Below are 13,881 nucleotides of genomic sequence, written 5' to 3'. Positions count from 1 at the left end.
CATCGCGTGAGGAGTCGGCCGTTCTCCGCGACCAGTGCGGCCACGGCGTTCGCCCTGGTAGTGCCGTTGTCGCTGGTAAATATTCCCTGGGGCGCGTCCATGACCGCAGCCCATGCAGATGAGGCGCCCAAGGCGGCGCCCTCTCAGCCTGAAGCGGTGGCGGCCGCGCTGAAGTCGAAGCGGCCCGTCACCGTCACCTCGATGACCGGTCCGCAACGCGAGGTGCGTGCGCTGCCGGACGGCCGCCTGGAGGCCACGGTGAGCGCCCGGCCGGTCCGCACCTTGCGTGATGGCAAGTGGGTGCGGATCGACACCAAGCTGCGGCTGCGCGCCGATGGCATGCTCGCACCAGGTGCGACGACCGTCGGTCTGGCGTTCTCCGCCGGGGGCGACGGGCCGTTCGCGACGATGAGCCGGGCCGGGCGCACCATGTCCCTGACCTGGCCGCATGGCAGACTGCCGGCGCCGGTCGTCGATGGCGAATCGGCGACGTACCAGAACGTCCTCCCGGACGTGGATTTGGTGGTGCGGGCCAAGCCCAGTGGATTCAGCCACGTTCTGGTCGTCAAGACCCCGACCGCTGCACAGGACCCGAGGCTGGCCACGGTCCGCATGGGCTTGAAATCCGACCGGATGAAGGTGGAGGCCGACAAGGCCGGTGGTATGCGGGTGGTGGACGAGGCCGCCGGGGGGACGGTCTTCAGAGCCGCCGAGCCGATCATGTGGGACTCCTCCGGGAAGGCCGCCGGCGGCGTCCGGAAGACGACTCTCGCCGAGAGGGCCATGGCCGCCGAGACCCCGGCTGACGGTGTGAAGCGGGGCCGCATCAAGTCGTCAGTGGGAGGGGGAAACCTGACCCTGGTTCCCGATCCGGGTCTGCTGACCGGGGCGGGTACGACGTTTCCGCTGTACATCGACCCGGACTGGCAGGGACCGGGGGAGTCGGCCGCGGTCATGGTGTCGACCAAGTACACCGACTCCGCCTGGGAAGACGAGGGGATGGGTTACTGCTCGGACTCCGACCCCTACATGGGGGGACAGTGCGGCGGCACCATCACCAAGCGGCTGTTCTACAAGTTCGTCCTTCCCTCGGCCGTGATGCGGACCAACGTTCTGTGGGCGGAGTTCAAGCCGTACCAGACCGGCGCCTACAACTGCACTGCGGCCGCGGCACAGGTCTGGAAGACCAAGGGGGTCGGCGGCTCGACGAGTTGGGGGACGCAGGCATCCTCCGGATTCTGGCAGCGCAAGCTGGTGGAGAAAAGCTTCAACTATGGCAACGAGGGCGTCGGCTGCGCGAACAACACGGTGGTGCTGTCCAGCGAGACCCTCAAGACCGAGGTCGACAACACGGCCAAAGGCAGCGGCACTCTCTGGCTCGGCCTGAAGGCGACCAACGAGGGAAGCACCACTGGCTGGAAGCGATTCAACAACGACGCCGTCCTTCGCGTCCTGTACAACCTCCCGCCCAAGACTCCGTCCGGCGTTCATCTGGAGGGAGAAGGCGGCACTTACCCGTGCGGGCTGAACGACGCGTCCATGCCCCGGCTGCGGGTCTGGCCCACCATGGCCGCCAAGATCACCGACCCGCAGGGCAGTGACCGCGTTCAGGGCGAGTTCATGATCGGCTGGGGTGACGCGAACGGGGCCGGCTTCTCCTGGAGGATCGGGGCGGAACCAGCCCCGGACTCGACGCCCGTCTACTCCGGGGGCGGCAACTCCGGACAGGTGTTCACCAAGGCAATGAGCGCCCTGGCGTCGTCTCGCGGCATCCCCAGGAACGTCCCGCTCGCCTGGACCGTCCGCGGGCACGATTTCAAGGACGGGCTGGAGAACGACGACTGGCACAACTGGCTCGGCGCGGGCCCTTGGGCCGACGCCCCGACCAGTGCCGGTGGCCTGGGGCACAAGTGCTGGTTCGTCTACGACGACGCCGCTCCACCGCCGCCGACCGTCACCTCCGCCAAGTACCCCGCCAACGCCATCGAGCATGACGGGGTGGGGCAGCCCGGCGACTTCACGGTCACCGCGGCGCCCGGCAGTGAACCGATCGTCAAGTTCGGCTACCAGTTCACGCCTCCCGGCCGCCCGGCCGAACCGATCACCTGGCTCGTGCTCGGGCAGACGCCCGGCTGCACCACGACGGCCTGCACGTTCACCAGGACACCGGATGTTCGCGGCGACTGGAAGCTGAACGTGCACGCCGTCGACCGGGCCGGCCGCTCCGGCACCGCTCCCGACTACGGCTTCCGTGTCCGCCGCGTCGCCAGCGAAGAGGCGCACTGGAAACTCGACGACCCCGCCGGGACGGTCAGGCTCCGAGAAGAGATCGCGGCGAACAACACCTTCACCGCCGTCAACGTCAAGACCGGCAAATGCCTGAACGTCGAAGGCGGCCAGACGACGCCCGGCGCGCACATCATGCAGTGGGACTGCGACGGCGTCGACTGGGAACGCTGGAAGCTCAACGAGGTCGGCACCAACACCTACACCTTTGTCAGCAAGAAGAGCGACAAATGCCTCGACATCGATGGGACACCCGCGTCCACCGCCGACGGCGCCCACAGCATCCAGTCCGACTGCGCGGAGGTGCCGAGCCAGCGGATCCAGCGCGTCGAGCAGGCGGACGGCGTCTTCCAGCTGAAACCCGCACATAGCAATAAATGCCTGACCATCGATGGCGAATCGATGGACAACCGCGCGCATGTCCTTCAGCAGACCTGCACCGGTTCGCAGTGGGAGCAGTGGCGCCTCCTCTCGGTCAACGAGGCCCGCATGGTCGGAACCGACTACGCGCTGGGTACTCCGGCGAGGGTCGGGTCGTCGTCGCTGAAGCTGAACGCCGACGCCGACCCGGCGACCACGGGCTACGCCGAGACCAGGCTGCCCGTGCTGGACCCGACGAAGAACTATGCGATCTCGGCGTGGGCGAAGCTGGCGGCCAAGGGCGGTGTCTCCACCATCGCCTCCCAGGACGCCGACGTCGCAAGCTCGATGTACCTTCAGTACTCGCCCGTCGACGATCGGTGGGCATTCTCCGGGGTGCTCGGAGACAAGACCGATGCGGCCGGCGTCCGAGCCCTGTCGGCGCAGGCCCCGGTAGTCGGGCAGTGGACCCACCTGGTCGGCGTCTACGACGCGGCGGCCAAGACGATCAGCCTGTACGTGGACGGCAGGCTCGAACAGACCACGTCCTACGACGGGGGCCAGTGGGCCGGCGTGAATCGCGGCGCCTTCGCGGTCGGTCGCGCCAAGTACAACGGGATCAAAACCGACTTCTTCCGGGGCGAGATCGATGACGTTCGGGTGTTCGACCGGGCCGTCACCGCCCAGGATGTCGCCGGGTGGTACCGCTCCACTGTCCAGGCCCGCTGGAGACTCTCGACCGCTCCGGCCAACGGCGTGGTCCCGGACGACTCCGGCGCCGGCCACGATCTCACCCTGTACGGCGGTGCGGAGATCAAGACCGACGGGGAGACCTGCGACCAACTCGACGGCGGCTGTCTGGTGCTCCACGGTGCCAACACCTCCGGCGGCGGCCAATGGGCCAGGACGGCACTGCCCGTAGTCCGCACCGACGGAAGCTTCTCGATCGCCGGCTGGGTGGACGCTGTGAAACCGACCGTTCCGATGACGGTCTTCTCCTTGGCTGGGATCACCCAGAACGCCTTCACCGTGCGCTTCAATCCGAAGGCGGCCAAGAATCCGAACTGGGACCCCGACCGGGACGACCCCGCTGACGAATGGGTCGGCCGCTGGGAGATCGAGGCCTCCGTCTCCGACGCTCTCGGAACCACCCGGGTCACCGCCTACCAGTCGCAGTCCTGCAACATCTGCACCGACTCCGGCCCTGACCATCTCGCGCTGGTCTACGACGCGGAGACCGACACGATGACCCTCTACGTCAACGGCAACACCAGTGCCGAATCGGCGAGGACCGGCGTCATCGGGTTCAACGCACCGGGTCCCGTGCAGATCGGCCGCCGCTTCGCCGATGGCAAGACCGGCGACAACGACCCCACTCGCGAGTACTTCGCCGGGCTGATCCGCGATGTATGGCTGGTCAAGGGCGCCCTCACCCCAAATGAGGTGTTGCCGTTGGCCAACCTTCAGCAGATCGAGACTCCTTACGGAAACCCGCCTCTGCCCGAGTCCTACGACTGACGGCGGTGGTCGGGCGAGGAACACCCACTTTGGCCTGCCCGGTCGAATGGCCGACATCCATTTCCTGCTGACCACTTCGTCGGCCCTCAAGGATGAGGGCAGCGTCGCCTGGAGGGCGTTGTGAGCAAGCGCGGTACCCGGATGCTGCTGGGAGGCCACGGCCGGGCGCGGTCGAAGATCGCGCTGGGCATGGCCGCCGTGCTGGCGATCGGACTGGCGTCGCCGCTGCCCGCACGGGCCGAGCCGGTGCCGAGTCGCCAGTTCAAGGACGCCAAGCCGGTCAAGGGGCGGGCGCTGAAGGCGCGGCCGCGCAAGGCCGGGAACAAGCACCTGACCACCAAGGCGGCCCCGGCGCCGAGCTGGCCGAAGGCCGGCACGGCGACCAGCAAGGTCCCCGGCAAGGGACGCTGGGCCCGGGCCGGTGAGCTCCCCGTCTGGGTAACCGCTCCGAACGATGCGACGCACCTCGGTTCGCGTCCGGGGTCACGAGGTCTACCGGCGGCCGAGCAGGTCCGGGTCCAGGTCGTCGACCGCAAAGTGAGTCAACGCGCCGGCGTCCAAGGCGTCATGATCTCGGTTGCCCGCACTGACACGACGGCACCGGGACAGGTCGGGGTCGGGCTGAACTACGCGTCGTTCGCGTCGGCGTTCGGTGGTGCTTACGCCGACCGGCTTCGTCTCGTGCAGTATCCGGCGTGCGTCCTGACCGCGCCGGAGCGGGCCGAATGCCGGAGGCCTACTCCGGTGGCGACGACCCACGACAGCAAGAACAAAACGCTGATCGCGCAGGTACAGGCCGCGTCGGAACCGGCCGCCCGGCAGGCGCCACCGCAGCAGCCGACGGCCACGGCGGGGCCGACGGTCCTGGCCACCGCCGCGGGAACCGCCGGTGAACAGGGTGACTTCAAGGCCACCAAGCTGTCGCCGTCGTCGACCTGGAACGTGAACCTGAACAGCGGGGAGTTCACCTGGTCCTATCCCATGCGGGTGCCTCCTGTGCCCGGCGCCGTGACCCCCGAGTTGGGCATCAGCTATTCCTCGGGCAGCATCGACGGCCTGACGTCGAACACTAACGCCCAGTCCTCCTGGGTAGGGGACGGATTCGACCTGTGGCCAGGGTTCATCGAGCGTCGCTACAAAGCCTGCGAAGACGACGATGCGCCGAAGGACGAGTGGGGGAACTCCCCGGGCGACCAGTGCTGGGGTTACGACAACGCCACGATGCAACTGAACGGGCACGGCGGTGAGCTGGTTCCCGACGGTGCAGGGAAATGGCGGCTGAAGAACGACGACGGTACCCGTGTTGAGCAGCTGAACGGTAACGACAGCACGACCGGCAACGGCGACAACGACAACGAGTACTGGAAGGTCACTGCCACCGACGGCACCGCCTACTACTTCGGCAAGCACCGGCTGGACAACTGGGCAAGCGGCAATCCAGAGACCAATTCCACCTGGACCGTCCCGGTGTTCGGTGACGATGCGACCGAGCCCTGCCACAAGGACGCGTTCAAAGATTCGTGGTGCCAGCAGGCGTGGCGATGGAACCTTGACTACGCGGTCGATTCCGACGGCAACGCGGTCACCTACTACTACGACAAGGAGATCAATCACTACGGCCGCAACCTCAAGCCCGAGGACGAGACGCCGTATGTCCGCGGTGGTGTGCTGAACCGGATCGAGTACGGGCTGCGGTCGGACAACCTGTGGGCCAAGGCGCCGGCCCGTGTGGTGTTCAACAGCAAGGAACGGTGCCTGGACACCGACACCAACTGCGACCCCTCCAAGATCGAGACCAATCCGAACCTGTGGCCGGACGTCCCCTACGACCTCAACTGCAAGTCCGGCACCGAGTGCAAGGACTTCAGGGGCACGGTCTCGCCGACCTTCTGGACGCGCAAGCGGCTGGAGTCGGTCAAGACCCAGGTGATCAAGGCGGACGGCACCTGGCGGGACGTCGACTCCTGGACGCTGTCCCACAAGTGGGGCACCGCCGACTACGCGCGGGCACTCCTGGCCACCTCCATCCAGCACACCGGGCACGCCGCCACCACCGCGATCACGTTGCCCAAGGTGACGCTCGACTACGAGGAGCGCTACAACCGCGTCCGGGCCGGTGATACCGGCGGGCTCATGCGCTATCGCCTGGACTACGTCGCCGACGAATCCGGCGGTGAGCTGTCCGTCGCCTACAGCACCGCCCAATGCGCGTCCGACGACCTGCCGACCCCGCAGACCAACACCAAGCGCTGCTTCCCGGTCTACTGGGCCCACGACGGAGACCTCAATCCCAGCCTGGACTGGTTCCACAAGTACGTCGCCACCCATGTGATCGCGCGTGACCGAACCGGCCACAGCGCCGACATGGTCACCAAGTACGTCTACGACGACTCCAAGGGCGGCGCCTGGCATTACGACGATGACGACGGCCTGACACGGGAGAAGTACAAGACCTGGAGTCAATGGCGCGGTTACGACAAGGTCAGCGTGCTGACCGGTTCCGACCTTGTCGACGGCATGGTCGCCCAGACCGACCATTACTTCCTGCGCGGCATGCACGGCGACCGCACCTCCCCGACCGATCCTGACCAGAAGCGCACGGTCACCGTCGACAACGGCGACGGCGGTACTGTCACCGACCACGACGCCTTCGCTGGCCAGGAACTGCGCACGGTGCAGTTGGACAAGCCCGGCGGCCAGGTCCTGCAGTGGGACCAGAATCTTCCCGTGCGGTTCCAGACCGCGTCCAAAACGCGGCCCTGGGGCACGGTGACCGCCAACATCGTGGCCACCGAATACGCCCGGACGTTCACTCCGGCAGGGCCGGGAACCTGGCGCAAGGCCGAGGTGCGCACCAGTTACGACGCCGACACCGGACGGGTCAACTGGGTGTCCGACAACGGAGATCTGGCGGTCGGCGACGATGACCGTTGCACCCGTTACACCTATGCGGACAACATCACCGCCTGGGTACGCGACCAGGTCGCCCAAGAAGAGGTCACCCGCGGCAGTTGCCTATGGAGCGGGCTCGACCGTCGCATCCACGTGTTGGCGGGTACCCGCACTTATTACGACGGCACTACGTCGGCGCCCAAGAGCGCTTTCAAGTCGATCAGCAAGGGCCGGGTCACCTACACCGAGCGGCTGGTGTCGCACGCTGCCGCCGACGGCTCCGACCCGACGTACCAGAAGGTGTCGGCCGTCACCGGTTTCGACGGGTACGGCCGCCCCACCGTGGTGTCGGACGCCCAGGACCACGTCACCACCACCGCCTACACCCAGACTCCCGGCGGAACGGCGCCCGGTCTGACCACCAAGATCACGGTCACCAAGCCGGCCGTGACCAAGGAGGACGGCACCAGCCTGCAGCTCTCCACCAGTGCCACGTTGGACCCTGCCTGGGGCTCGCCGATCGTCAAGCTCGACGAGGCCGGCGGCAAGACCGACGTCTACTACGACGCCCTCGGCCGCACCATCAAGGTATGGCTGCCGAATCGCAGCCGTACCGGTGGAGAGACCGCCAGCGCGGAGTACACCTATCAGATCGCGGAGAATGCACCCGCCGTCGTCGGTACCCGCACCGTCACGAACACCGGTGCCCTGAGCAGCCCGTCCTACGCGATCTTTGACGGGTTCCTCCGGGCCCGCCAGACACAGGAGCCGGGGCAGAACGGCGGCCGGCTCATCACCGACACCCTGTACGACGGTCGGGGCCTGGTCGCCTTCACCTACAACGGCTACTACAACGATCAGGCTGGTCCCACCCCGAGCCTGTTCGGCCCGGAGATGCAGGGCATGGTCCACAGCCAGACCCGGTACAGCTACGACGGTGCAGGCCGCAAGACCCGCGAGGCGCTGCTGGGCGGCGCCGGTGACGGTGCCGAGGTGTACGCGACTGCCTATGCGTACGGCAGCGACACGTTCGGCACCTGGGTGAAGACGACCCCACCCAGCGGAGGGACACCCACCACCACCTACGCCGACTCTCGCGGCCGCACCATCGAGCTACGGCAGCACAACAGCGCCACACCGGACGGCACCGATTACATCTACACCAAGTACGAATACGACCCGGCAGACCGGAAGACCAAAATGGTCGGGCCGGGCGGCAAGACCTGGGAGTACCGCTACGACGTCCGCGGCCGTCAGACCACCACCATCGACCCCGACCGCGGCACCACCACGACGGCCTTCAACGACCTCGACCAGGTCGTGTCCACCACTGATTCGCGTGGTAACGCGGGCAAGGTCTTCCACGAATACGACGCGCTCGGCCGCAAGCTGCGTACTTATGCCGCCAACGGCGACGGCGACAAGGGCGATCTGATCGCCCTGTGGGGATACGACACCGTACGCCCTGGCCAGCTCACCTTCGCCTCCCGCAAGGCGACCGGGGCCGACGGCAACACCTACGAGTACAAGATCCGCACGGATGACTACGACAACCTCAACCGGCCCAAGCGCACCACCCTCACCATCCCCGATGGTGCCGAGGGCACTGGCCTGGATGGCAGCTACCAGTTCAACACCACCTACAACCCGGACGGGACCGTCCAGTCGACGAGCCTGCCCGCGGCAGGTGACCTGCCGGCCGAAGTCCTCACCTACACCTATGACAACGAGAATCTCAAACGGCCGCTAACGCTGACCGGGAACTCGCAGTATGTAACCGGCACGAGCTATAGCAACATCAACCAGGTCCGCGGCTACGTACTGGCGGCCGGGGGCAAAGCAGTAAACGTCGGATACGACTACGACCCCGCAACCCGTCGGCTGATCCACGCCACCGTCAGCCGTGAAGGCATCGACGGGTACGCCCGCGACGCCGGCTACACCTACGACGACGTCGGCAACGTCCGCCAGATCACCGATATCACCGGGCATGCCTCCACCGGAGGCGTCACCACCGATACCCAGTGCTTCCGCTACGACCTCCAGCGACGCCTGACCGACGCGTGGACGCAGAGCACCGCCACCTGCGCGCCGTCCGCCGCCACGGCCGAGATCGGCGGGCCCGCTCCGTACAGGAACGCCTACACCTACAGTCCGGACGGCAACCGCACCACAGAGCAAAGCTGGGGAGCCGGGTCAGACGGCGGCGTCCCGCGCGCAACCCGGACCTACCGCTACGCCGGCGACGCTGGCGTCGACCCCGTCTACAAGGGACACCAGCTCGCCGGCTACTCCCAGGAAGCCGGCGGCACCGGCGGCGTGGAGCAGAAGAACTTCACCTACGCCTATGATGTCGGCGGCAACACCACCCAGCGCACGGACGGCAGCAATACTCTCCAGTTCTCCTGGGACCAGCAGAACGAAATCTCCAAGATCACCGAGACCGGTCAAGGCGACACGACCTTCGTCTACGATGCCAACGGCGATCGTCTCGTCCGTCGCGACAAGACCGGCACCGTTCTGTACCTGCCAGGCATGGAACTCCGGCTCAGTAGTGGTGCCGTCACAGCCACCCGCTATTACACATACGGTGGACAAACCGTCGCCATGCGCACCGGCACCGGCGTTACTCTCCTGGCCGGCGACCACCAGAACACCGCCCAGTTGGCCATTTCCGCCGGTGACCTGGCCAAGCTCAGCCAGCGCCGTTCCACGCCTTTCGGGGAAGTCCGTGGCGCCCCTGTCGGTATCTGGCCCGCCGCCATGGACAAGGGCTTCGTGGGCGGTACCAATGACAACACCGGCCTCATCCATCTGGGGGCTCGCGAGTACGATGCCGCGACCGGGCGGTTCATCTCCGTCGATCCGGTCCTGGACCCGGCCGACCCCCAGCAGTTGAACGGCTACAACTACGCCGACAACAACCCCGTCACGAGCGCCGACCCCTCCGGTCTCTGCCCGCCCGTCCGCTGCGGCAGTGGGGTCATGAACCCCGGCCACAAGACTCCCGCCAAGGGAGGCGGCTGCGGCCTGGACTGCTCTGATAAGCACCCCGCTCCAGGCAAGGGCATCAATAGACCCTGGTATGGCGGTGGCAGCACCCCTGGTAAGACGGACCGCACAGTCGGCCCGTCGGACACCGTATTCGTTCCGCCCGGCATAAACATCAAACGCTTTGAACAACTCTTTCGGCGGCAGTACGAAAAACAGTACGGCAACGCGCTCTTCGCCCCCCAAATGCAGCCGGGGCATGACCTGTGGATCGCCCACTATGCCTGCGCCGAGATGAAAGAATGTCGGGAACAGGGTGATTATCTCGCGCAATTGAATCTGGAGTCGTTCCTTGCCATGGGCGGCATTGAGATGACCGCAGGCGAACTGGCGGGTTTGGCGCCCTCAGCCCAGCAGTTGATCACCAGGCGAAATCTGGCCAAGGCCGCCTGTCAAGGCAATAGCTTCACTCCTGACACCAAAGTGCTGATGGCAGATGGAAGCTGGAAACCCATCGAAGAGGTGAAGATCGGCGAAAAGGTGGTCGCCACCGATCCAGAGACCGGCAGGACACGTGCCGAGCCCGTCGTGGACACGATCGTCGGCAAGGGTGAGAAGAACCTCGTACAGATCACCGTCGATGCCACTGGGCTCCGTCCCTTCTGGCCGGCAGACGAGGGCCTCAAGAAACCCGCCAGCCCGCTGCGCCCCAAGAGCGGCGTCGTCATCGCCACCGACGCCCACCCCTTCTGGGTAGCCGGCAACCTCAACAAGTGGGTTGACGCCACTGACCTCAAGCCGGGCATGTGGCTCCGCATCAGCGCCGGCACCTACGTCCAGGTAACCGCCACCAAGCACTGGACCGCCCAGCGCCAGCGCGTCCACAACCTCACTGTCGCCGACTTCCACACGTACTATGTGCTGGCGGGCAAGACACCCGTCCTCGTGCACAATTCCAACTGCGGGCCAGCGGAGTATTACCGCGGCGCCAAGGGCGGCGGGCCGAGCTTTGCGCCGAGACCGAACGAATACAAGGTGGACCCCGCAACAGGATTCGTTAAGGAAACGCACGGCGTTTCCTTGTTCGATAATCCTGGAAGTATCACGAGTCGTGGTTTCGAGTCACATGGAATTGATCCGGCATCCATGTCTGACACGCTTCGAGTCATTCAACGAGGCAAGGATTTGAGGCATTATGAAATCGTACCTGCGCCAGGAGCAAATCTAACCCCGGCGAGGTACGCTGAGGAGCTATCGAAAATTCGGTGCATGTGCGGTGGAGGCGGATGAACTTGGTGGCGTACGACGTAAGATTTCCCGATTATCTCGATGGCTATGAGGCTGAGACCGAGGCCAAAGGATATCTGGTGGGAGTGGTCGTGAGTGCAGAGAATCGATCCTTCGAACTTGCGGTCTACGACCGGACTCGCCTTGTTCAAGAACTCGATGATGAGCTGGATTCGGATCGCGCGTATTTCGCCGTTCCTAACTTGCTGGTCGTCCGATCGGTAACAAAGGCCGAGATCCGCAAGACCGTCGAAGCCCTGGCGAGAGGAAATTTTCAGGAATTGGTGCCGAATCCGGTAGAATAGCGAACCAGGCGCCAGGTTGCGGAGCGAGCGGACAGTGCACAGGCCCCGGCGTGGTGCAAGCGCATAATGTCGCAATGTCAGCGTGGCATTGTGCCGCGTTGCGTCAATCCGCAAAATAGTTATATCGCCGGAAGTTCCACTAGAGTTTGTTCTGGTGGGGCTTCTGAGCCGTTGACGGCAACGGTGACGGCAACGTCAGCGGACGACGGCTGCGGCTGGGGGGTCGTCGGGGTCGCATGGCCCCGAACTCGCCAGCATCGGCGAAATCACCGAGAGTGCCTAACTGAACAGCGGATCCGGTGATCAAGGAGAGGGCAGGTGACTGACACTGCTGTCGAGGACGAGCCCAGGGGAGCAGCCAGGGCTCGGAGAGGATCCGGTTGCGATCTTCGATGCGCTCCCGCGGTCGCATTGAGACCAGTTCCGGGCCGAGTATGACAAGACCCTTGAACGCCGCCCGCGACCTTGCGCGCTTCAAGCAGGTTCAGATGCTGCTACTCCGCTGGCGCCTGCGAGCCATCGTCTACGCCCGTCCCGGCTACGAAAGGGGCCGTGTATGACGCGCTGCAGGGACGGGAAGACACTTTCGTCCGCTACACCCCGCCGGGCGGGAAGGCCAGGTGTGACGTACCGCTTCGACGGTTTCCACGGCCGTGCGCTGTAGCAGATGAAGGGGTGGCGGTGGTCGCGTGCATGGACGCTCGCCTTAACCCCTACGGGCTGCTCGGCCTGTCGGAGGGGGACGTCCACGTCATCCGGAACGCCGGTGGAGTGGTCACCGCGGACGTGCGCCGCAGCCTGGCCATCAGCCAGCGGCTGCTCGGCACCCGGGAGATCGTGCTGATCCATCACACCGACTGCGGCATGCTCACCTTCACCGACGACGGCTTCAAGGCCACCATCCAGGACGAGGTGGGCCTGAAGCCGGACTGGTCGGCCGAGGCTTTCACTGACCTGGACCAGGACGTCCAGCAGTCCATCGGCAGGATCAAGGCCGACCCGTTCATCCCGCGCACCGGCGAGGTGCGCGGATTCGTGTACGAGGTCGAGACGGGCCGCCTGCGCGAGGTCAAGCCCCGCTGACCCGCGGCGGCCCGCGGGTCAGCGGGGCCGCGCGTCGCTCAGGCCGCTCCGAGCCCGGCCGGGCGGGGCGCCAGCCGGGGGATGAGGTACTCGCCGACGCGGTACGCCTCCTCCAGGTGGGGCCAGCCGGAGAGGATGAACTCCTCGATCCCGAGGTCGGCATACTCCCGGATCCGCTCCGCCACCTCGTCGTACGATCCGACGAGGGCCGTCCCGGCGCCCTCGCGCACCAGTCCGACGCCGGCCCACAGGCCCGGCGCGACCTCAAGGCTCCGCGCGTCCGCTCCCTTCGCCGAACCGCCGTGCAGTGCGGCCATGCGCTGCTGGCCCGTCGAGTCGAAACGGGCGAAGCGCCGCTGCGCGGCCTCGATGCGGGCGGGATCCATGCCGGCGAGCAGGCGTCCGGCCTCCGCCCATGCCTCCGAGGCGGTGTCGCGGGCGATGACGTGCAGGCGGATGCCGAGACGCAGACGCCGGCCCTCGGCGGCGGCGAGCGCTCGCAGGCGGGCGGCGCGGGCGGCGACGGCCGCGGGCGGTTCGCCCCACATCAGGGCGACGTCCGCGTGGCCGGCCGCGACCTGTTCGGCCGCCGGGGACGCGCCGCCGAAGTAGACGTCCGGGACCGGGTCGAGCGGTGCGGTCAGGCCGTCCTCGATCTCGTAGTGCTCGCCGTGGAAGTCGTACCGGCGGCCCGCCCAGGTGCGGCGGAGCACGTCGAGGAACTCGGCGGTACGGGCGTAGCGGGCGTCGTGGTCGAGGAAGTCCCCGTACGACCGCTGCTCGACCGGGTCGCCGCCGGTGACGACGTTCAGCAGCAGGCGGCCGCCGGAGATCTCCTGGAAGGCCCGCGCCTGCTGGGCCAGGAGGGTCGGCAGGGTGAAGCCCGGGCGGAACGCCACGAGCATCTTCAGCCGTTCGGTGTGCTGGGCGACCGCCGCGCAGATGATCCACGGGTCCGGGCAGCCCGCGCCGACCGGGGTGAGGGCCGCCTCGAACCCGGCGTCCTCGGCCGCCCGCGCCACCTGCGTCAGGTAGCGCACGCTGCCCGGCCGCCCCGGCGGGCGGTGCGCGTCGGTGCTCATGATGGCGGTCCGGACCTCGTGGCCGTCGCCGGTCGTGGGCAGGAACCAGTGCAGACGCATGGCGATCCTTCCTGCGG

General features: G+C 66.7%; 5 protein-coding genes. 4 read left to right on the top strand and 1 reads right to left on the bottom strand.

The features are described from left to right. Positions 1 to 99 precede the first annotated feature (99 nt). The 4 genes from AB0C87_RS13075 to AB0C87_RS13060 all read left to right on the top strand — a co-directional run bounded on the left by AB0C87_RS13075 (position 100) and on the right by AB0C87_RS13060 (position 12,722). The gene (locus AB0C87_RS13075) at positions 100 to 4,164 is read left to right on the top strand and encodes a LamG-like jellyroll fold domain-containing protein (RefSeq protein WP_360577535.1); all 4,065 of its coding nucleotides are present in this window, start codon (positions 100 to 102) and stop codon (positions 4,162 to 4,164) included. 120 nt (positions 4,165 to 4,284) lie between these two features. Next, positions 4,285 to 11,337, top strand: a complete 7,053-nt coding sequence (locus AB0C87_RS13070; RefSeq protein ID WP_360577533.1) for a polymorphic toxin-type HINT domain-containing protein — start codon at positions 4,285 to 4,287, stop codon at positions 11,335 to 11,337. Further along, on the top strand, positions 11,334 to 11,639 hold the full coding sequence (locus AB0C87_RS13065) for a hypothetical protein (RefSeq protein WP_360577531.1): 306 nt from the start codon (positions 11,334 to 11,336) through the stop codon (positions 11,637 to 11,639). The genes AB0C87_RS13070 and AB0C87_RS13065 overlap by 4 nt, the downstream gene beginning before the upstream one ends. A 552-nt stretch (positions 11,640 to 12,191) precedes the next feature. Beyond that, complete coding sequence (locus tag AB0C87_RS13060; protein WP_360577529.1) at positions 12,192 to 12,722, top strand: carbonic anhydrase; 531 nt, start codon at positions 12,192 to 12,194, stop codon at positions 12,720 to 12,722. Positions 12,723 to 12,760: 38 nt separating this feature from the next. On the opposite strand, the gene AB0C87_RS13055 is transcribed toward AB0C87_RS13060, so the two are convergent. Then, complete coding sequence (locus AB0C87_RS13055) at positions 12,761 to 13,864, bottom strand: LLM class flavin-dependent oxidoreductase (protein ID WP_360577528.1); 1,104 nt, start codon at positions 13,862 to 13,864, stop codon at positions 12,761 to 12,763. Positions 13,865 to 13,881: the final 17 nt, after the last annotated feature.

It is taken from the genome of Actinomadura sp. NPDC048021 (genome assembly GCF_040653135.1).
GTDB lineage: Bacteria > Actinomycetota > Actinomycetes > Streptosporangiales > Streptosporangiaceae > Spirillospora > Spirillospora verrucosospora.
This window is presented reverse-complemented; position numbering and strand designations above follow the sequence as displayed.

Bases quoted from the DNA above. Each gene is read 5' to 3' on its own strand.
- AB0C87_RS13075 (WP_360577535.1), top strand. From the start codon at position 100: ATGACCGCAGCCCATGCAGATGAGGCGCCCAAGGCGGCGCCCTCTCAG.
- AB0C87_RS13065 (WP_360577531.1), top strand. From the start codon at position 11,334: ATGAACTTGGTGGCGTACGACGTAAGATTTCCCGATTATCTCGATGGC.
- AB0C87_RS13055 (WP_360577528.1), bottom strand. From the start codon at position 13,864: ATGCGTCTGCACTGGTTCCTGCCCACGACCGGCGACGGCCACGAGGTC.